Origin of the sequence: Bacteroides congonensis, assembly GCF_900130125.1 — a bacterium.
Classification (GTDB): Bacteria; Bacteroidota; Bacteroidia; order Bacteroidales; family Bacteroidaceae; genus Bacteroides; species Bacteroides congonensis.
In genome coordinates this window covers 409749-430064 of the sequence record NZ_FQXY01000007.1, presented here as the reverse complement: position 1 = coordinate 430064, position 20316 = coordinate 409749, and the positions used below count along the sequence as shown (strand labels likewise).

Here is a 20316-nt window from a genome sequence, read left to right as displayed (position 1 = left end):
CATGCTTATGAATATTAGCTTTAAGAAACAAACTTTTTTACTTCTATTGGCAGGACTGGCTGCTACTCTGGCCTCTGCGCAGAAGCAACCGTTGCCCGAATGGCAAAGCCAGTATGCGGTAGGGCTGAACAAACTTGCCCCTCATACCTACGTATGGCCTTACGCCGATGCTTCCGATATTGAAAAGACGGGCGGATACGAGCAGTCTCCATTTTATATGAGCCTGAACGGAAAGTGGAAATTCCATTGGGTGAAGAATCCCGATAACCGTCCGAAAAACTTCTATCAGCCTTCCTATTATACCGGTGGTTGGGCGGACATCAACGTTCCCGGCAACTGGGAACGTCAGGGTTATGGCACAGCTATCTATGTCAACGAGACATATGAATTTGATGACAAAATGTTCAACTTCAAAAAGAATCCGCCACTGGTTCCTCATGCGGAGAATGAAGTCGGTTCCTATCGTCGCACGTTCAAAGTGCCTGCCGACTGGAAAGGCCGTAGGGTGGTACTGTGCTGCGAAGGTGTAATCTCTTTCTATTATGTATGGGTGAACGGGAAACTGCTCGGATACAACCAAGGCTCGAAAACAAATGCCGAATGGGATATCACGGATGTCCTGAATGACGGAGAAAATGTAGTGGCCTTGGAAGTGTACCGTTGGAGTTCGGGCGCATATCTGGAATGTCAGGATATGTGGCGCTTGAGCGGTATCGAACGGGATGTTTACTTATATAGTACTCCCAAACAGTACATTGCCGACTATAAACTGAACGCTTCTTTAGATAAGGAAAAATACAAGGATGGTATCTTCGGATTGGAAGTAACTGTGGAAGGCCCTTCCGCTACCGCCAGTTCCATTGCATACACATTGAAAGACGATTCGGGTAAAGCTGTCTTGCAGGATGCTGTTCAGATTAAATCCCGTGGATTGAGTAACTTCATCGCATTTGATGAAAAGAAGATTCCGAACGTGAAAGCTTGGAACGCAGAACATCCTAATCTTTATACATTGCTACTCGAACTGAAAGACGCCCAAGGTAACGTCACCGAACTGACCGGATGCGAAGTCGGTTTCCGCACTTCGGAGATCAAGGACGGACGTTTCTGCATCAACGGCGTTCCGGTACTGGTAAAGGGAACCAACCGCCACGAACACTCACAACTCGGACGTACAGTAAGCAAGGAACTTATGGAACTGGACATCAAACTGATGAAACAGCATAACATCAACCTTGTCCGAAACTCGCATTATCCCACCCATCCTTACTGGTATCAGCTTTGCGACCGCTATGGGCTGTACATGATTGACGAAGCAAACATCGAATCTCACGGCATGGGTTACGGCCCCGCTTCCCTTGCCAAAGACAGCACTTGGTTGACGGCTCACATGGATCGTACGCACCGTATGTACGAACGCTCCAAGAATCATCCGGCAATTGTTGTCTGGTCGCTTGGAAACGAAGCCGGCAACGGCATCAATTTCGAACGTACCTACGACTGGTTGAAATCAGTAGAAAAGACCCGCCCCGTACAGTACGAACGTGCCGAACTGAATTACAATACAGACATTTACTGTCGTATGTACCGCAGTGTGGATGAAATAAAGGCGTATGTAGCGAAGAAAGACATCTACCGTCCTTTCATCCTTTGTGAATACCTGCATGCAATGGGCAACAGTTGCGGCGGACTGAAAGAATACTGGGACGTCTTCGAAAACGAACCGATGGCGCAAGGTGGTAGCGTGTGGGACTGGGTAGACCAGTCATTCCGCGAAATAGACGAGAACGGAAAATGGTACTGGACTTATGGCGGTGACTATGGGCCGGAAGGGATACCGAGTTTCGGTAACTTCTGCTGTAACGGCTTGGTCGGTGCCGACCGTGAGCCGCATCCGCATCTGCTTGAAGTGAAGAAAGTTTATCAGAACATCAAGACTACGTTGCTTGACCGGCAGAACATGAAACTTCGTATCAAGAACTGGTACGATTTCTCCAACCTGAATGAATATATATTCCATTGGAATGTAACGACAGATAGTGGAGAAAGACTGGCGGAAGGTACAAATGTATTGGATTGTGAGCCACACGGCACAATAGACATACAGTTGGGCAATGTGCTTCTTTCGAAGAAGGATCGGGAAGCTTATCTGAATGTGAGTTGGACGCGTAAGGAAGATTCTCCGATGATAGCCAAAGACTGGGAAGTGGCTTATGACCAGTTTGTACTTTCCGGATATAAGGACTCCACGGCTCATCGTCCTCAAAAAGCAGGTGAGACTACCTTTACCGTTGATAAACAAACGGGAGCCTTGGCTTCTTTAAGTCTGGATGGCAGAGAGCTGCTTTCTACCCCAGTGACATTGAGCCTTTTCCGTCCGGCTACAGATAATGATAACCGTGACAAGAACGGCGCGCGTCTGTGGCGCAAAGCGGGGCTGGATAATATAACCCAAAAAGTCGTTTCACTGAAAGAAGGCAAGAACTCGACAACTGCCCGTGTAGAAGTTCTCAATGCGAAAGGACAGAAAGTTGGTACGGCTGACTTTATCTACGCACTGGACAAGAACGGTGCATTGAAAGTGAACACAACTTTTGAACCGGATACTGCAATCGTGAAATCAATGGCTCGTTTGGGATTAACCTTCCGCGTAGCTGATACTTACGACCAAGTTTCCTATTTGGGACGTGGTGACAATGAAACATATGCCGACCGTGACCAATCCGGCAGAATCGGACTGTACCGGACAACTCCCGAACGTATGTTCCACTATTATGTCGTTCCCCAGTCTACGGGCAACCGTACTGATGTACGTTGGGCGAAGTTCACGAATCACTCCGGTGAAGGTATCTTTGTTGAATCAAACCGTACTTTCCAGTTTAGTATGATTCCTTTCTCGGATGTATTATTGGAAAAAGCACGGCATATCAATGACCTGGAGCGTGATGGAATGTACACAGTACATCTCGACGCAGAGCAGGCAGGTGTGGGAACTGCTACCTGCGGTCCCGGTGTGTTGCCGCAATATTTGGTTCCAGTGAAGAAACAGAGCTTTGAATTCACCCTTTATCCGATTAAATGAGTTTAGAAACGATAGGTTATTAGATTATATAATTGGGGTGTGGGTTTCACGGTTTCTTTGAATATTGTCAGAAATATTCTGTTGGAGTAGTGAAATTCACATCTTTATGTTATCTTTGTGCTATCAGCATTAATTAAATATTATATCATGAACAAACTACTGACCGCCTTCTTATTATCCTCTGCCATAACATTGGGCATGCAAGCCCAGAAGAAAGAAAACTATTATGTGAAGCATGTCGAATTCCCTCAAAATGCTACTCTTGAACAGAAAGTGGATATGGCTGCACGTCTCGTACCCACCCCTCAACAATATGCTTGGCAACAAATGGAATTAACAGCTTTCCTTCATTTCGGTATCAATACCTTTACCGGACGTGAATGGGGAGATGGAAAAGAAAACCCCGCTATCTTTAACCCGACCGAGCTGGATGCCGAACAATGGGTAAGAACTCTCAAGGATGCCGGCTTTAAAATGGTACTTCTGACCGCAAAGCATCACGACGGCTTCTGCCTTTGGCCGACAGCCACTACTAGGCATTCCGTAGCTTCTTCCCCCTGGAAGAACGGACAGGGTGACGTAGTCAAAGAACTTCGGAAAGCCTGCGACAAATATGATATGAAATTCGGCGTCTACCTTTCTCCGTGGGATCGCAATGCGGAATGTTATGGAGACTCTCCCCGTTACAATGAGTTTTTTATCCGCCAGTTGACGGAGCTGCTTACCAATTATGGTGAAGTGCACGAAGTCTGGTTCGACGGAGCGAATGGGGAAGGGCCGAATGGAAAGAAACAAGTATATGACTGGGACGCTTTCTATAAAACCATCCAACGTTTGCAACCGAAAGCGGTAATGGCGATTATGGGTGACGATGTCCGTTGGGTAGGAAACGAAAAAGGACTGGGGCGCGAAACGGAATGGAATGCAACGGTGCTGACTCCGGGAATTTATGCCCGCTCGACAGAAAACAACAAACGTTTGGGTGTATTCAGCAAAGCGGAAGATTTAGGAAGCCGCAAGATGTTGGAGAAAGCTACGGAACTGTTTTGGTATCCTTCGGAAGTGGATGTGTCTATCCGTCCGGGATGGTTCTACCATGCGGAAGAAGACGCGAAAGTGAAGTCCCTGAAACATTTATCGGATATTTATTTCCAGTCGGTAGGATATAACTCCGTGCTTTTATTGAATATACCGCCCGACCGCAAAGGCTTGATTCATGAAGCGGACGTGAACCGTCTGAAAGAATTTGCAGCTTACCGTCAACAGATATTTGCCGACAATCGGGTGAAGAAAGGAAGAAACTACTGGAATGCCACTTCGGGTAGTGAAGCCGTTTATTCTTTGAAACCGGGCTCGGAAATTAACTTAGTGATGCTTCAGGAAGATATCACAAAAGGACAGAGAGTGGAGTCTTTCGTTGTAGAAGCTTTGACTGATAATGGCTGGAAAGAAGTAGGCAAGGGTACGACAATCGGATATAAACGTATGCTACGTTTCCCGACAGTGAAAGCCAGTCAGCTACGGGTAAAGATTGACGAATGTCGTCTGACTGCTCATATCAACCAAGTGGCTGCTTATTATGCAGCTCCTTTGCAGGAAGTGGTTCAGGGTGAAGATTGGAATAATCTGCCTCGTGCAGGCTGGAAAAAAGTCGCTGATTCTCCATTGACGATTGACTTGGGCAAATCGGTGACATTAGCCAGCTTTACTTATGCTCCTTCGAAAGCGGAAGCAAAACCGACAATGGCATTCCGTTATAAATTCTTTGTGAGCATCGACGGGAAGAACTGGAAGGAAGTTTCTGCCAATGGCGAGTTCAGCAATATCATGCACAACCCGTTGCCGCAGACCGTCGCTTTCGGCCAGAAAGTACAGGCGCGTTATATTAAGTTGGAAGCTACTACACCTACGGCAACAACCGCAAAAGTGGAAATGAATGAAATAGGAGTGACGGTTGCTCCTTAATAGAGTTGCCATCGTTGAAAGATATGCTTAGAGAGTAGCAGTGAAGACTGGCGGTCTTGATTTCTTGTGAATCAGCCGCCGGTCTTTTTTTCTAAACCAAATGAATCTTTTGCTGTTATTAATAAAAAAACAGAAGTTATGCTCGTAGTAGATTTAGGAAAATGGATGAACAAAATCCTGATAGATTGGGGGATAGACCCGACAGTTGCCGACCGTTTTGATGAGACTATTATTGCTATTCTGATGATAGCAATTGCCATCGGTCTAAATTATCTCTGCCAGGCGATTCTCATAGGCGGGATGAGGCAGTACACCCGTCGGAAACCACATCAGTGGAATACGTTGCTGATGAAACGTAAAGTGTTTCATAACCTGATTCATACGATTCCGGCTTTCCTTGTCTATTATTTGTTGCCGATAGCTTTTGTTCGTGGTAAAGATTTGTTGCTTATTTCCCAGAAGGCTTGTGCCATTTATATCATTTTTTCTCTGTTGTTGGCTGTTAATGGAATTCTATTGATGATAATGGATATCTACGATGGGAAGGAGTCGATGAAGAACCGTCCGATGAAAGGGTTCATTCAAGTGTTGCAGGTTCTTCTGTTTTTTATCGGCGGAATCATTATCATTGCCATTATCGTGAATAAATCCCCAGCCAGTTTGTTTGCGGGATTAGGTGCTTCGGCTGCCATCCTGATGCTGGTATTCAAGGATTCCATACTAGGATTTGTGGCGGGTATCCAGCTTTCCGCCAATGATATGGTTCGTCCGGGCGACTGGATTACGCTTCCTTCCGGTGCTGCCAATGGCACAGTGCAGGAGATTACTCTGAATACAGTCAAGATTCAGAATTTCGATAATACGATTTCTACTGTTCCCCCTTATACCTTGGTCAGCAGTCCTTTTCAGAACTGGCGGGGAATGGTGCAATCAGGAGGACGAAGGGTAATGAAGAATATAACCCTGGACTTGACTACACTCCAATTCTGTACGCCCGAAATGCTTGACCGCTACCGGAAGGAAATTCCTTTAATGGCAGATTATCAACCCGAAGAAGGCGTAGTGCCTACCAATTCCCAAGTTTACCGTGTGTATATTGAACGCTATCTATGCAGCCTGCCTGTGGTGAATCAGGATTTGGACTTGATTATCAGCCAAAAAGAAGCCACGATGTATGGAGTCCCTATTCAAGTTTACTTCTTCTCCCGAAACAAAGTGTGGAAAGAATACGAACGCATCCAGTCGGACATCTTCGACCATTTGCTGGCAATGGTTCCTAAGTTTGATTTGAAGGTTTATCAGTATTCGGACTAAATGTTGAGTAGTAGTTCGAAATTCGTTTGATAATATCCGAATTTGTTTGCATTTATGTCCGCTTTCGCGTATCTTCGTCTATTGATTTATAAAAAGCCGATAAAAAGATGAAATACCCTATTGGAATACAGAGCTTTGACCGCATTCGTAAAGACGGTTTCGTGTACATAGACAAGACTGCATTGGTTTACAATCTTGTACAAATGGGTTCAATTTATTTCTTGAGTCGTCCCCGTCGTTTTGGGAAGAGCCTGTTGGTGAGTACACTTGCTTGTTATTTTCAAGGACGGAAAGAGCTTTTTGACGGATTGGCAATCGCCGACCTTGAAAAAGACTGGTTACAATATCCTATTTTCCGCATAGACTTTAACGGTGGGCCATATACCCAGCCGGGAGTGCTCGAAGCAACCATCGAAGGGTATTTGGGCAATTGGGAAGATATCTATGGTAAGAATCTGAACTATACTACCACAAGTGACCGATTCAAGGAATTACTGCGTCGTGCCTATGAACAGACAGGACAGCGTGCTGTTGTATTGATTGATGAATATGATAAACCCATTCTCGATGTGTTGGATACCGGAACTTACACCTGCAATCATGTAGGAGAGAAACTACTGCTCGAAGACCATCACAGGGAAATTCTGAAATCTTTTTATTCCACTTTTAAGGGAGCTGACGAATATCTGAAATTCGTACTGTTGACGGGAGTTACGAAATTCTCGCAAGTAAGTGTGTTCAGCGGTTTCAACCAACCAAAAGACATTAGCATGGATGAACGCTATGAATCACTATGCGGAATTACTCAGGAAGAATTGGAGAAATATTTCGAAGAACCTATATCGCGGTTGGCAACTAAATATGAATGTACGGTGGAAGAAATGAGGGATTGGTTGAAACGACAGTATGATGGCTATCATTTCAGTACGAATATGGCAGACATTTATAACCCGTTCAGCTTACTCAATACTTTTGATATGAATGAAATCCGCGACTATTGGTTTGCTACCGGTACTCCGACCTATCTGGTGCGTTTGCTACAACACAGCCGTGAACAGATGAATGAATTAACAGGAAAATTTTACGATCCGACCATGTTTGTGGATTATAAGGCAGATGTAGAACAACCCCTACCTATGATTTTTCAAAGTGGATACCTTACTATCAAGGAATATAATAAAAGAATGGGAACTTATCTGCTCGACTTCCCGAATAATGAGGTACGAAAAGGATTCTTGTCTGTATTAGCAGCCAACTATATGAAACCGAAGAGTAAGGAAGTGACGAGTTGGATAACAGATGCCGTAATGGATCTTGAACAGGGGGATACAAATGCGTTCCGCCGTTCGCTCACCTCTTTTTTGGCAAGTATTCCCTATGACTCACACGGTTCGTTGAAAGATATAGATATTACAGAAAAGCATTTTCAATACACTTTTTATCTATTGCTTCGACTGATAGGTGTATATTGCACTGCTATCCATTGTGAAGACCGCCAAAGTTACGGACGGGTGGACTGTACGCTGGAAATGGAAGATTACGTCTATATCTTTGAATTCAAAATGGACGGAACGGCACAGGAAGCTTAGGAACAAATAGAGAAGACCGGCTACGCCAAGCCTTATCTGGCAGACAAGCGAAAGGTGGTTTGTATCGGAGTGAACTTCTCATCCGTCACACGGACAGTAGAAGACTGGGAGGAAATTTCCATCGCATGACAAAAGTTAAATTATGAACTTCATAGAAAAATACAAAATGATAAAATATGATATTAAATGACTCTATGCTTTCAGTAGCCTTTCGCTACAGAGAAACGAATTTGTGGAAGGAACTCACAGATTCTGATGTTTTTGCGGTTCGTCTTTCTACAGGTGAGATAGGTTACTGCTGTGTTATGGGTAATGCGGGCGAGCATAATGCTCTCGCCCTATATATCGGGGATTCCGGCTTTTCTACTTATCTGAAAACAATTGAGATGGGAGATTTGGATGTTATGGCTGCCCATGAAGTAATAGTGACTTTTAATTGCATCAATTGTGACTTTGCGAATGCCAGCGGTATCATGTCTCATAGTAAAGAAATCATCAAGGCTTATGCTGAATCACATGGGTTGAAGATTCGTCGTTCCAATGGATGGCCTGATTTTGTTCGCTATAGCCCTTACAAAATGCCGTGGGGTATCACAAGCGAACAGGATGCGCAAGCGATAACCGAGGCTTTATCAGCTTCGCTTGATGTGTCGAAGATGATGAAGACCCATAGTTTTGGAGAGTTGGGTTTTGATGTGTCAGGTAAATATCCAACTCTGGAGGGAGGAAAGACAGTGCCGTATCTTGTTCCACAGCCTGATGGGACTTACGAATGGAGTTTAACGAAGTTGCCGGCTTTCTGCCAAGACGTTTATCCTATGCCGATCTTTGACAATGACGTTCTGGCGCGTAAAGTAAAAGGCTTAAGAAAATTGGATATACTTCAATGTCGTCTCGTCCATCTTCCCGTTTCCGTTCAATCGGAAACAAATGAAGTTCCTTATTTTCCTACTATTCTGTTGTGTGTTGATGAAAATAGTGAAATGCTACTTCCTGTAACTGGAATGGAGGAATTTGGACAGAAACCGGAAAATATGTTGACTGAATTTGCTAATATCCTGTGTTCTGCCAATGTATATCCCGCTAAAATTGTCGTCACCGATGAGCAGACAAAAAGATTACTTGATGATTTTTGTAAGAAATGTGCTATTGCTATAGAACAGAAGTCTCATTTGCAAGAGTTGGATGACGCTTGCTCTTTTCTTTTGTCTTATATGTTGGAGTGATTTATGTATATGAGATATCAGATAAATGTCCTAATTTAAATTATTTTTAGTTCCAGTTAATATAAAATCAGTTCGAAATCAGTGTAAATAGGCAAATGGTCGCTGATGCCGCCTTGATACTTCATCCCCTTATAAGTGCGGAAAGGCTCTCTACCACCGTATTTCTTATCCTCAATTAGTAAAAAGGGGAGCAGGCAGACATTTGCTTTTTCCTCACTGGTGAAGAACTTACCGGATTGATTCAACAAAGCACCGGATACAATCAAGTGGTCGAGCAATCCCCATTCGCCTCGATATTTATAAGAACCGAAATCTTTGGATTTGGCTTTTCGAGCGAGTAGATGATAGAGTTTCAATGGAGATAAGGTAGGGGATGGTGCTTCCGCTTCCAGTACCTCCTGAATAGATTTATTAGTCGGATAGTCATTAAAATCTCCCATAATGATAACTTGTGGATGAAGCCGTTTGTACAGAATACTATCCGCTTCCGTTCGTAGAATTTGAGCAGCATGAAGCCGGTAAGGTTCGGACTCTTTCGCTCCGCCCGAACGACTTGGGAGATGACAGACAAATACATCCAGCGTATCTCCTGTCAGTAATAAACCGCTGACGTGCAATAAATCTCTTGTCGGACGATGTTGGTTGAAAGGAGGAATGGAGATAGAACGGGAAGATAATAATTTGAATAAATCCCGTTGATAAAGCAGAGCTACGTCAATACCTCTTAAATCGGGAGAGCTCGTCATGACATAACGGTAACCAAGTTCTTTTAAAGGAGAGCGGTGGGTGAGGTCACGCAGTACCGTATCATTTTCTACTTCACAAAGACCTACGAGGACGGGCGGATTCCATTCACCGACTGCCGTGATGACACGTGCAATATCAGCCAGCTTCTTTTTGTATCTACTGTAATTCCAGTGGCGCATTGCGTCAGGAAGAAATTCGCGGTCATTCTTCAGGCTGTCGTGATGAGTGTCGAACAGGTTTTCTATATTCCAGCTTACGATGCGAAAAGGGACTTTTTCTTGGGAGAGAGAATCTTGCTTGTAATGAAGATCTTGTGCTATAATATAAGAAGGAGTAAGAAAGCTGATGCCCAATAAGCTCATAACAAAAAAGAGTATGGTAATAGCTACTCTTTTTTCGCTATTACCATAACTCTTGATTCGTTGACTAGTTTGTCTGTTATTTCTTGGCAGGAACATGTACCAGAATATCCAGTAAGTGCTTCCAGAACTTATCTACGGTAGGAATAAGCATCCGTTCATCGGGAGAGTGTACACCAGTCAGGGTCGGGCCGAAAGAAATCATATCCAATGCCGGATATTTATCAAGGAACAAGCCGCATTCCAGTCCTGCATGGATAGCTTTCACTTTGGCGTCCACACCGAATAAACGCTTGTAAGATTCGGCAGCCACTTCGAGGATAGCCGAATGTGGATTCGGTTTCCATCCCGGATAACCTTCACCAAAGGTTACATCCGCTCCTGCCAACCGGAATACGGCACGTACGGTATTCGCCATATCATTGCGGGCAGACAAAATGGAACTGCGCTGGCTGGTTTCGATGCGGATAACATTCTCCGGTTTCATTTTCACGGATGCAAGGTTTGTAGACGTTTCCACCAGTCCCGGAATATCCTGACTCATAGCATATACACCATGAGGAGCGGCATACAGAGCCTTCAGCAGACGGTCGGTTGTATTCTGGTCGACAGCAGTCTTGCGGGGAGTTTCCGATTCAAGAACCAGTTTCAAGTCCGGTTCTACGACGGACAATTCATCTTCCATTTCACTGGCAAAGATATTCAGTTCGGTACGAATATCGTGTTTCGCGTCTTCGGGCACTGCGCAGACAGCATACGCTTCACGAGGGATGGCGTTACGTAGATTACCGCCGTTGATTTCACAAAGATACAAGTCATGATTATCAGCTATACGGGTGAGGAAACGATTCAGAATCTTGTTCGCGTTCCCCCGTCCCAAGTGAATATCACCACCGGAGTGACCGCCTTTCAATCCTTTCACTTCCACCTTGAAGAAGAAATATCCGGCAGGAACCTCTATCTCCTTATAGGTAAACTGTGCCACGGAATCAATGCCACCGGCACATCCGATAAAGATTTCCCCTTCGTCCTCAGAATCGAGGTTCAGGAGAATATCACCGCTCATGAAACCCTCTTTCAAGGCAAAAGCACCCGTCAGTCCCGTTTCCTCATCCACGGTAAACAGACATTCCAACGGGCCGTGCTCGATGCTGTCATCAGCAAGAATCGCCAGTTCGGTAGCCACGCCGATACCGTTGTCCGCTCCGAGAGTCGTTCCTTTGGCTTTCAGCCATTCTCCGTCTATTTCAGTTTCGATGGGGTCGGTGAGGAAGTCGTGTTGAACATCGTTGTTCTTTTCGCATACCATGTCGATATGCGATTGCAGTACGACGGTTTGCAGATTCTCTTTCCCCGGAGTAGCGGGCTTTTTAATCAGTACGTTGCCGGCTTCGTCCACCTTGGTTTCAAGATTATGTTTAGCTCCGAATGCCTTCAGATAGGCAATCATTTTCTCTTCCTTCTTTGAAGGGCGCGGCACTTGGCAGATTTCTTCGAAATACTTGAATACGCCAGCCGGCTTTAAGTCTTTTTTTTCCATGCTATTTTCTTTTTATAATAAGGAATAGAAGGGTGGTTTTGTCCGCTTCTATTGCTAAATATGGTTAATTTGATTGACTTATCTGAACTCATATCTCATTAAAGCCTATCTTTGCACTCACAAAATTAATAGAAATGGTTGAGACTATACTGATAACTTTGTTAATAGTTGCTATTTCCCTGGCATTATTAGGGGTGAAAGTATTCTTTACGAAGGGTGGGAAGTTCCCTAATGGTCACGTGAGCGGAAACAAAACGTTGCGTAAGAAAGGTATCGGATGTGTGCAGTCCCAGGATAGGGAAGCACAAAAGAAACCACGTTTTTCTATTGATGAGTTGGAAAAAGCCTTGAACGATAGTATGAATTAAATTATTTAAAAACAATACTTATAGATTATGAATAGAATGAACTACCTCATGAATGGTTTGGCTGCTCTTGCGTTTATCGTTTTATTTTCACAATGTGCCGGCAAAGCTGATAATCAAACTACTACTGCTCCGTCTCAGTCTAACGCCGAATTGTCAGGAATGAAAATCGCCTATGTTGAAATTGATTCGCTGCTTGCTAAATACAACTTCTGTATTGACTTGAATGAGGCAATGGTAAAGAAGAGCGAAAACGTACGCATGACGTTGAACCAAAAGGCTAACGCTCTGAATAAGGAAAAACAAGACTTCCAGAAGAAAGTTGAGAATAACGCATTCTTGTCACAAGACAGAGCTCAGCAGGAATACAACCGTCTGGTGAAGTTGGAACAAGACCTGCAGGAATTGAGCAACAAACTTCAGAATGGTCTGATGGAAGAAAATAACAAGAATAGCTTGCAGTTCCGCGATTCTATCAATGCTTTCCTGAAGGAGTATAACAAGACTCACGGATATAGCTTAATCTTCAGCAACACAGGTTTCGATAATCTGCTTTATGCTGACAGCACATTCAACATTACAAAAGAAATTGTAGACGGGTTGAATGCAAGATATTCTCCGGTAAAGAAATAAAATTTGTAAATAATAATAATTGATATGTTCCGTGCTTTGTGAGAAAGGACGGAACATGAATTTTAAAATTTTGTTTGTGTTGGTGCCTGTTCAAGACTGTGAAGCTATGAGCGGGCTTTTTTTATGTCCTTTCCTTTTCTTCTTCCTGCGGGATACGGAAGGCGGTATAAAGTTCGAGTATGGCGGCAATGGTAAGACAGGCAATCCACTCATTGCCACGTGTAGTGAACATGAAAGCCCCGGTCAGTATGAGGGCCAATGCTCCGAATATCTGCTGGACGCGCAGGCGTTTCAGTGTTTTGCTTTTCCCTTTGACGGGTGTGTTCACCTGTGCCAATGCGATGAATCCGGCTCCGATAGTGTAGATATAGGGAGCATATATCCATCCGGTGATAAATACAGCAGCTCCGGCAAGAGCCATGGCAGCTCCGACGACGAAAAGGGCGGGTACAAGTTGTTTCATTCTTTATTCTTCAAAAACGTAAATATCTTCGTTGGGTTTCTTCATCAGATACTTCTCACGGGCAATCTGCTCGATAGCATCCGGATTGGTGCTTATTTCATTGAGACGTTTCGTGTTCTCTTCATAATCCGCCCGGTACTTTTCTATTTCTTCTTTCAATTGACTGATTTCACGCTCATATCCGAAACGGCGAACCAAACTGTTCTCGTCCAGAAAACCTATGATGACAGCAAATGCAACGACCGTAATAAGATACTTGCGTCTGCATATGAAATTCCAAATACTGATTAGTTTACCCATAACTTCTCCTTATTAATATTCGCATTAATATCCGCAAAGATAAAACTAATAACTTAAAAACTTATCGCTTCGGCTTCAAAACTTCTCTCTCTATCCCTTATTACTTATCACTTTTTTGTGTACATTTGCAGCAAAAGCAAAAAACAGAGAGAATCCCGGATATGGAAAACTATATTGTATCAGCCCGTAAGTACCGACCATCCACGTTCGAGTCAGTGGTAGGTCAGCGGGCACTGACCACTACGCTGAAAAATGCGATTGCCACTCAAAAACTCGCTCATGCTTATTTGTTCTGCGGGCCGCGTGGGGTAGGAAAGACTACTTGCGCGCGTATCTTTGCCAAAACGATTAACTGTATGACGCCCACCGCCGATGGCGAGGCTTGCAATCAATGCGAATCTTGCGTGGCGTTCAACGAACAGCGTTCGTACAATATCCACGAACTTGATGCCGCATCCAATAACTCGGTAGACGACATCCGCCAGTTGGTGGAACAGGTACGCATTCCGCCCCAGATCGGCAAGTATAAAGTATATATCATCGACGAGGTGCATATGCTCTCCGCATCTGCTTTCAACGCATTCTTGAAAACACTCGAAGAGCCGCCCCGTCATGCTATCTTTATTTTGGCTACAACAGAGAAGCATAAGATTCTTCCCACCATCCTTTCCCGTTGCCAGATTTACGACTTCAACCGGATTAGTGTGGAAGATACGGTGAATCATTTGTCATATGTCGCTTCGAAAGAAGCCATCACCGCAGAGCCGGAAGCATTGAATGTGATAGCGCTGAAAGCGGACGGTGGTATGCGTGATGCCCTGTCTATCTTCGACCAGGTAGTGAGTTTTACGGGTGGAAACATCACGTATAAGAGCGTGATTGATAATCTGAATGTACTTGATTACGAATATTATTTCCGTCTGACGGATTGCTTTCTTGAGAATAAGGTAAGCGATGCGTTGCTGCTTTTCAATGATATATTAAATAAAGGCTTTGACGGAAGCCACTTTATAACCGGCTTGTCCTCTCATTTCCGTGACTTACTGGTGGCCAAAGATGCGGTGACCTTGCCTTTGCTGGAAGTAGGAGCGAGCATACGCCAACGTTATCAGGAGCAGGCGCAGAAATGTCCGTTGCCTTTCCTGTATCGGGCGATGAAGCTCTGTAATGAATGTGATTTGAATTACCGCATCAGCAAGAACAAGCGTTTGCTGGTAGAACTGACCTTGATACAGGTTGCACAGCTTACCACCGAGGGGGATGACGGTAGTGGTGGGCGTAGCCCTAAGAAGACTATAAAACCCGTGTTCGCCCAACCTGCCGCAGCACAGCAGCCGCAGGTCGCTTCTGCAACCTCAGCTCAGCAGAATCCTGTTCATTCATCTCCGTCTTCAACTCCAACTCAGGCTGCCGGTAATGTTACTGCTGTCCGTCAACCGCAGACATCTGCGGCGGCACAGCCTGCATCGTCTTATCCGAATGCGACTTCTTCTGCTCCTTCACAGGGGGCGGGAGCTCCTCAGGTAGTGAGGGAAGAACAACGGAAAGTTCCGGTGATGAAGATGTCCAGTCTGGGCGTGTCCATCAAGAATCCGCAGCGTGGGCAGGAAACACAGAATACGGCTACGGCCACTGCTCCCAAAGTGCAGATGCAGCCGGAAGAGGATTTGATATTCAATGACCGTGACCTGAACTATTACTGGCAGGAATATGCGGCGCAATTGCCTAAAGAGCAGGATGCGCTGATGAAGCGTATGCAGATGCTTCGTCCGACACTGTTCAAGAACTCGACGACTTTTGAAGTTGTAGTGGATAATGAGATGGCAGCGAAAGACTTTACCGCCCTGATTCCCGAATTGCAGGAGTATCTTCGCGGCCGGTTAAGGAATAGTCAGGTAGCGATGAAAGTGCGGGTTAGTGAAGCGGCGGAAAATATACGTCCGGTAGGACGTGTAGAGAAGTTCCAGATGATGGCACAGAAGAACCAGGCTTTGATGCAACTGAAAGAGGAATTCGGACTTGAATTGTATTAGTCTTTTAAAGAATCCATATAGAATAGAGCCCCATTCGAGTTTATGCCAAACAATAACTAATCGAATGGGGCTCTTGTTTTAATGTAATCTGTTATTCATACGTTCTTCATATCCGTCTGACGGCATTTTGGACGGCATGATAATCCATAGAATGATATAGATGATTACTCCAGCGAAAGCCGTAAAGAATGTAGCTAATATATATACTATTCTCAATAAAGTCGGATCCCAGCCGAAATACTCTGCAATTCCGGCGCATACTCCTGCAATCATCCGGTTAGCAGAACGGGTTAGTTTCTTGTTGTTTCCCATATTATAGTATAATTTTGAGTACGAATGTTGCACAAATATAAAGAATATATTTGTTCTTGTGTTCTTTTGTCCGAAAGATTTAGTTTATGGTTCGTATATCTTTGATTTTATAATGCTTCTCCCTTCTGATAGGAAGCATACAGGTAACTCGGATTTTCGTAATACATGCTACTATTATAATTGTCTATTTTATCAGCTATCCATGAATTATATACTTCTATTAATGCATGAATAGGAGTTTTATTCTCATGTTGGCAAACATCAATAATGAGTCGTTGATATACTTTTCCAATATCCCAGTGAGTAGGAATAGCGTATTGTGCCTGAGCTATATTATCAAAATACCCAGCTGAAATATGATATTTCTCGATAAGCTCATCCGATACTTTATCTATATTGTCACTGTGATAAATGTCAGCCAAATTATATAAGTGCTGTAATCCGTCTTGTCCGATTGCATTAACTATCACACGACGGTAATTTTTTGTTTTTCGTGCTATGTATTCTATCAGGCTACATACAAAAAATAAATTGTTATATTCAGTCTTTTCTCTTCCGTTTATCATTTGGTCACCTCCTCACTTTTTATAAAGGTTAGACATTCAACAGCTTTGTCGGTGCAAAAGTTTATTTGGTGGGTAGGATGTTTAAATTCGGCTAATGCCCAAAATTGTTTTCGGGTAATAACCCCATTGATAAAATCAGCGATGTAGTTATATATTTGATCGTCTGCCATAGCGCCTATGACAATATCATAATTATGCTTTTCTCCTTTGCGGCAAGATACGATAAAATCCAGCCATTCTTCTGTCATTTCTTTAAATTCGAGGATTCGGAGAGATAAATCCGGCTTGTATTGATAGGTACACACAATAGGAGTATCGTAGCGTTTCGCCCATCTTTCCGCTTGTGCTTTTAAGACAGTACAATAGAATCCTGTACCAAAATCTTTGGTATATTTCCCTTCAATTATTTTCGGGAAAATGATTTCGCAATATGTACCGTGGTATATCGTCATGATATTCGAAGCTTTTTATAAGAAAAAAGCCTCGAATATTACTACTCGAAGCTTGCATAATTTTTCTTTTTTTGTTGGGTGGAAGACCGGACTCGAACCGGCGACATTCAGAACCACAATCTTTAACGAGTAGCCTTATAGTGGTCTCAACTGTCAGCAAGTTAAATATCTCCTTGCTAGCTCATTAGTCAACTATTAGTCAACATGATAGTATTGCTACTAATTTGGCTAGCTTCTCCACCATTTTATATGGTGTCAGTATAACAGGTTTACCTGCTAATCACTGTTAAACTCTAAGGTGCTTTCTTCATTACTTTTGATTTTAATTATTAATGCAAATATAGTGAATATGTTTGGTTCTCCAAACAATCTCTAACTTTATGTTGTAGTTGAACTCTTCTTACATTACTATTATGCTAATATCATGCTACCAATAGCACTTGGACTGTGCTAAGTTTCTTCCTTCTGTTTCATAACTTAATTAGTTTAAAGTGTCATTCAATAGATGTCCATTTGGTATAAGTAGGCATGAGTGTAAATACCCTATCAGAGCTTTAATAAGGTCAGGGTTGCAAGTATTCAAAGTAACTTACTTGAAATACTTCATTTGCCTTTTTCTTTCTACATATGAGAACTGGCAATGATTGTCAGTACCACCATGATGATGATTAGTAAGGCTGTACCTGCTATCATCAGGATACCAGACCATTTGTTAGGCTTTGGATTTGGTATAGTGCCGTATTGAGCTAATGGACTAGTGTTAAATTTAAGAATCAATACTTTCTAAATGCCCTTGAATAATAATGCACATAATAATTAGTATTCATCCTACCTACTTGCACATAAAACTCATCAAAGAAGTATTGTCTACTCCAAAACTTATCTTCTGGAGTGAAATCCCCAATTACATTATTAGGAATACAGTCCAATAGTAAACTATCATATTTAATAAATTCTTCATAATCAAAAGGCATGCTACAGCCTTGCCATACAATAGAGTCATTCTTAACATATATATCAATAGCTAAATTATTATAGCTACCTGACTCATCTTTGATAAGCTTTGAGTACATTTCTATATTATTATCCTGTGCACCCATATCTTTAAAATGAGACCTATATTTATAAGTAGACCATTTTGTATTGACTATTGTACCTAATTTTTCAGTAAGAACATTTTCAATAACAGTACCATTCTCAACTGTAATACTATTAGATTGCTCCGCTCTTTGTTTTCCTGTACATCCTATGTTGAGAGTTAGGATTAATGTTATAAGATAAATAATGTTATACTTTTTCATAACCATCCGCAATGTTAAGTTGTTTGAAGTCAATAATCCACTCGTTATCCACTAAAAAATGGATTCCTAAAACCCCATGTATCTGTACTCCAGATTCTTCTTGTACATGTTTCATACCATCAGATACATCTAATACAGAGAAAATTGAAGTATAATTCTTCCCCTCAAAGTCAAATGTGGCTTCTATCTGTGGTGTCTCATGTTGCTGACCTTCAAACCCCATAATAGAACCTTGCTTATCTAATGATTTGAAGTTCTTCTGAAAATGCTCATATACAAAGCTGAACAATATGTTGTTGGTAGAACCTGTATCAATTAACAAGCACAATTCTCTGGTTGTTCCTGTATCAGCAGTACAAGTAACAACAATAAGGGGTAAACCTGTCTTTTGCAGTCCCCAGTATAAAGGAAATTCCATATTATATATATTAAAGTTAGTAATCAATCTATGTTCCAGTAAGCATCTGGGTCTCCTTCAAAAGCGTCACTTATGGTAGCGTCATCATATCCCATAACATCTTGAACATAGCTGCCATTGTAGTCATTATGAGTATTCTTCTTATTAAGAATTGAATGATATGCAGAATCAGCTAAATTCTCTTGTGCCTGAAAATAGTTTATATTGCAATCAATACTTATTTTACTATACTTTCTACGTTTCATATTAGGAGGAAGGAGACTTGCAAATAAGGAGGCATCATCTTCATCCATTCCCCAGTATAAATCCAATATATCAGAAATAGACAATTTTTCAATTAAATTTCCGTCAACCCATTTGCCAATCTCAATATATCCATTATTGTTGAATTTTATTAAAGAACCTGTCTTTTTAAGGTTAGCAGTAGTACCAACATAGACACTTCCATCATCCATAAAATGGAATCCCATGAAGTTGCTAGAAATAGTATCGTCATATTTTCTACTTGGAATCCCAATTAATATTTCACCTGTTTTTGGATAATAATGAAACATAGTATCTCGATAATTGGATTCTAATATCTTATCAAAATACCATTCTACAAAATTGGTGAGATTAAGCACCAACTGGCTACTTTTATATACTCCAAATGTTAAGACTCCGCCATTTATCATCATTCCCCATCCATTCCCCCTATTGTTCTTCATCTGACTTGTCATCATATAATGATGATGATTAATGTAAGCAGGACCATTTAAAGTACCCCTATCAAACTTTCCTATGACATAATAACTAGGATATTCTTTCTTTCCATATCCATGAGGTAGTTTATACTTGTTCTCTATTAAAAGAGGACCAGTATATTTCGTTCCATCGTTTAATAATTCATTCTTCACTTCAAGTAATTCCATAATCATTTCCTTTTGTAGCCATACTACAAAAAGAAGGTGTGAGCCTAACCTTGATTGCTTATCAGAAGGTATCGCCAAACACCTATAACCATGCAAACAAGGAAAGCCCACACCTATATAGGTATGAGCATTCACTAACCTGCTTTTGATGGTTATATCTGATTGAAATTGGCGATTTCTCTGATAACATCAAGCAAGAAGCAAACACTTCTTTTCTAATATGTCTTGTTAAACTTCTATTTCATTAGTTGTCATTTAATTAATACTGCTGCAAAGATAGAACTTTCCAGTAATACTTCATCATTTGACAGTCATAATTTAATAGGTTTAAAGCCATATCAGTACCATAGGTGTAGGCTTATATCCTTATTGCACAAAGGTAGGCTTAATTATTCATTTTCTGTATGCCCAATTGATAAATAGAGCACCAGTAGCTATTAATATGAACCACTGTAATATCATATCTAATGCTGTCATATATACACTAGTTAAAGCCCCAGTCCATTACAGAACTAGGGCTATCAACAACAATAAAATCACATAGTAAGAGGCATATAACCTCTTAATCCTTAAGTATCATACTAGTGAGGACAAACCCTACCAGAATTAAGATAATCTCACACATAATTCAATCAACATTTAATTTAGTCTAACTTACTAACTATTGCTATAATTCATGTTTACATACTTCACCGAACCTCAAGTGGTTAAGTAATTATAGCAGCACTTCTCTCTATCCT

Annotated in this window: 17 protein-coding genes and 1 pseudogene; 8 read left to right on the top strand and 10 right to left on the bottom strand. The window is 42.1% G+C overall.

What is annotated here, in order from left to right:
* Position 1: 1 nt before the first annotated feature.
* From BQ7997_RS03165 to BQ7997_RS03145, 5 genes and pseudogenes are all read left to right on the top strand, one after another.
* Positions 2–3082: a glycoside hydrolase family 2 TIM barrel-domain containing protein gene (locus tag BQ7997_RS03165; protein WP_073343443.1), complete on the top strand. Its 3081-nt coding sequence runs from the start codon at positions 2–4 to the stop codon at positions 3080–3082.
* A 147-nt stretch (positions 3083–3229) separates the two neighbouring features.
* Complete coding sequence (locus BQ7997_RS03160; protein ID WP_073343441.1) at positions 3230–5047, top strand: alpha-L-fucosidase; 1818 nt, start codon at positions 3230–3232, stop codon at positions 5045–5047.
* A gap of 138 nt (positions 5048–5185) precedes the next feature.
* A complete protein-coding gene (locus BQ7997_RS03155) occupies positions 5186–6361 on the top strand; it encodes a mechanosensitive ion channel family protein (protein WP_044653838.1) in 1176 nt (391 codons plus the stop codon).
* A 107-nt stretch (positions 6362–6468) separates the two neighbouring features.
* A pseudogene (locus BQ7997_RS03150) lies at positions 6469–8079 on the top strand (ATP-binding protein).
* Positions 8080–8144: 65 nt separating this feature from the next.
* Complete coding sequence (locus BQ7997_RS03145; protein WP_073343605.1) at positions 8145–9176, top strand: DUF7309 domain-containing protein; 1032 nt, start codon at positions 8145–8147, stop codon at positions 9174–9176.
* Positions 9177–9232: 56 nt separating this feature from the next.
* Here BQ7997_RS03145 and BQ7997_RS03140 read toward each other — a convergent pair whose 3' ends face one another.
* Together BQ7997_RS03140 and BQ7997_RS03135 are read right to left on the bottom strand one after the other, a co-directional pair.
* Positions 9233–10381 (bottom strand): endonuclease/exonuclease/phosphatase family protein, encoded by a 1149-nt coding sequence (locus BQ7997_RS03140; protein ID WP_073343437.1) that lies wholly within the window; start codon positions 10379–10381, stop codon positions 9233–9235.
* Positions 10362–11822, bottom strand: a complete 1461-nt coding sequence (locus BQ7997_RS03135; RefSeq protein WP_044653842.1) for an aminoacyl-histidine dipeptidase — start codon at positions 11820–11822, stop codon at positions 10362–10364. The genes BQ7997_RS03140 and BQ7997_RS03135 overlap by 20 nt, the downstream gene beginning before the upstream one ends.
* Before the next feature lie 134 nt (positions 11823–11956).
* Between BQ7997_RS03135 and BQ7997_RS03130 the strand changes: the two genes are divergently transcribed.
* Both BQ7997_RS03130 and BQ7997_RS03125 read left to right on the top strand, forming a co-directional pair.
* Positions 11957–12190, top strand: a complete 234-nt coding sequence (locus BQ7997_RS03130; RefSeq protein WP_022136759.1) for a hypothetical protein — start codon at positions 11957–11959, stop codon at positions 12188–12190.
* Between the two features lie 27 nt (positions 12191–12217).
* Positions 12218–12820 carry an OmpH/Skp family outer membrane protein gene (locus BQ7997_RS03125; protein ID WP_022136760.1) on the top strand — a complete coding sequence of 201 codons (603 nt, stop codon included), beginning with the start codon at positions 12218–12220 and terminating at the stop codon, positions 12818–12820.
* Between the two features lie 121 nt (positions 12821–12941).
* On the opposite strand, the gene BQ7997_RS03120 is transcribed toward BQ7997_RS03125, so the two are convergent.
* The gene (locus BQ7997_RS03120; protein ID WP_073343434.1) at positions 12942–13283 is read right to left on the bottom strand and encodes a hypothetical protein; all 342 of its coding nucleotides are present in this window, start codon (positions 13281–13283) and stop codon (positions 12942–12944) included.
* A 3-nt stretch (positions 13284–13286) separates the two neighbouring features.
* Positions 13287–13583 carry an FtsB family cell division protein gene (locus BQ7997_RS03115; RefSeq protein WP_044653844.1) on the bottom strand — a complete coding sequence of 99 codons (297 nt, stop codon included), beginning with the start codon at positions 13581–13583 and terminating at the stop codon, positions 13287–13289.
* Positions 13584–13744: 161 nt separating this feature from the next.
* On the opposite strand from BQ7997_RS03115, the gene BQ7997_RS03110 reads away from it, so the two are divergent.
* Positions 13745–15616, top strand: coding sequence for a DNA polymerase III subunit gamma/tau (locus BQ7997_RS03110; RefSeq protein ID WP_073343431.1), 1872 nt, complete (start codon positions 13745–13747; stop codon positions 15614–15616).
* 78 nt (positions 15617–15694) lie between these two features.
* Here BQ7997_RS03110 and BQ7997_RS03105 read toward each other — a convergent pair whose 3' ends face one another.
* The 6 genes from BQ7997_RS03105 to BQ7997_RS03080 form a co-directional block, all read right to left on the bottom strand.
* The gene (locus BQ7997_RS03105; protein ID WP_073343429.1) at positions 15695–15928 is read right to left on the bottom strand and encodes a PspC domain-containing protein; all 234 of its coding nucleotides are present in this window, start codon (positions 15926–15928) and stop codon (positions 15695–15697) included.
* Between the two features lie 107 nt (positions 15929–16035).
* Positions 16036–16494 (bottom strand): hypothetical protein, encoded by a 459-nt coding sequence (locus BQ7997_RS03100; protein WP_073343426.1) that lies wholly within the window; start codon positions 16492–16494, stop codon positions 16036–16038.
* On the bottom strand, positions 16491–16946 hold the full coding sequence (locus BQ7997_RS03095; protein ID WP_073343423.1) for a DUF3990 domain-containing protein: 456 nt from the start codon (positions 16944–16946) through the stop codon (positions 16491–16493). Before BQ7997_RS03095 ends, BQ7997_RS03100 begins: the two co-directional genes overlap by 4 nt.
* A 773-nt stretch (positions 16947–17719) precedes the next feature.
* Positions 17720–18247 carry a hypothetical protein gene (locus BQ7997_RS03090; RefSeq protein ID WP_139165025.1) on the bottom strand — a complete coding sequence of 176 codons (528 nt, stop codon included), beginning with the start codon at positions 18245–18247 and terminating at the stop codon, positions 17720–17722.
* Complete coding sequence (locus tag BQ7997_RS03085) at positions 18234–18665, bottom strand: pepsin/retropepsin-like aspartic protease family protein (protein ID WP_073343601.1); 432 nt, start codon at positions 18663–18665, stop codon at positions 18234–18236. Before BQ7997_RS03085 ends, BQ7997_RS03090 begins: the two co-directional genes overlap by 14 nt.
* Positions 18666–18688: 23 nt before the next feature.
* On the bottom strand, positions 18689–19576 hold the full coding sequence (locus BQ7997_RS03080) for a hypothetical protein (RefSeq protein ID WP_139260880.1): 888 nt from the start codon (positions 19574–19576) through the stop codon (positions 18689–18691).
* Between the last annotated feature and the right edge of the window lie 740 nt (positions 19577–20316).

Coding starts and splice junctions, on each gene's coding strand:
- BQ7997_RS03165 (WP_073343443.1), top strand. CDS start 2: ATGCTTATGAATATTAGCTTTAAGAAACAAACTTTTTTACTTCTATTG.
- BQ7997_RS03160 (WP_073343441.1), top strand. CDS start 3,230: ATGAACAAACTACTGACCGCCTTCTTATTATCCTCTGCCATAACATTG.
- BQ7997_RS03155 (WP_044653838.1), top strand. CDS start 5,186: ATGCTCGTAGTAGATTTAGGAAAATGGATGAACAAAATCCTGATAGAT.
- BQ7997_RS03145 (WP_073343605.1), top strand. CDS start 8,145: ATGCTTTCAGTAGCCTTTCGCTACAGAGAAACGAATTTGTGGAAGGAA.
- BQ7997_RS03140 (WP_073343437.1), bottom strand. CDS start 10,381: ATGTTCCTGCCAAGAAATAACAGACAAACTAGTCAACGAATCAAGAGT.
- BQ7997_RS03135 (WP_044653842.1), bottom strand. CDS start 11,822: ATGGAAAAAAAAGACTTAAAGCCGGCTGGCGTATTCAAGTATTTCGAA.
- BQ7997_RS03130 (WP_022136759.1), top strand. CDS start 11,957: ATGGTTGAGACTATACTGATAACTTTGTTAATAGTTGCTATTTCCCTG.
- BQ7997_RS03125 (WP_022136760.1), top strand. CDS start 12,218: ATGAATAGAATGAACTACCTCATGAATGGTTTGGCTGCTCTTGCGTTT.
- BQ7997_RS03120 (WP_073343434.1), bottom strand. CDS start 13,283: ATGAAACAACTTGTACCCGCCCTTTTCGTCGTCGGAGCTGCCATGGCT.
- BQ7997_RS03115 (WP_044653844.1), bottom strand. CDS start 13,583: ATGGGTAAACTAATCAGTATTTGGAATTTCATATGCAGACGCAAGTAT.
- BQ7997_RS03110 (WP_073343431.1), top strand. CDS start 13,745: ATGGAAAACTATATTGTATCAGCCCGTAAGTACCGACCATCCACGTTC.
- BQ7997_RS03105 (WP_073343429.1), bottom strand. CDS start 15,928: ATGGGAAACAACAAGAAACTAACCCGTTCTGCTAACCGGATGATTGCA.
- BQ7997_RS03100 (WP_073343426.1), bottom strand. CDS start 16,494: ATGATAAACGGAAGAGAAAAGACTGAATATAACAATTTATTTTTTGTA.
- BQ7997_RS03095 (WP_073343423.1), bottom strand. CDS start 16,946: ATGACGATATACCACGGTACATATTGCGAAATCATTTTCCCGAAAATA.
- BQ7997_RS03090 (WP_139165025.1), bottom strand. CDS start 18,247: ATGAAAAAGTATAACATTATTTATCTTATAACATTAATCCTAACTCTC.
- BQ7997_RS03085 (WP_073343601.1), bottom strand. CDS start 18,665: ATGGAATTTCCTTTATACTGGGGACTGCAAAAGACAGGTTTACCCCTT.
- BQ7997_RS03080 (WP_139260880.1), bottom strand. CDS start 19,576: ATGGAATTACTTGAAGTGAAGAATGAATTATTAAACGATGGAACGAAA.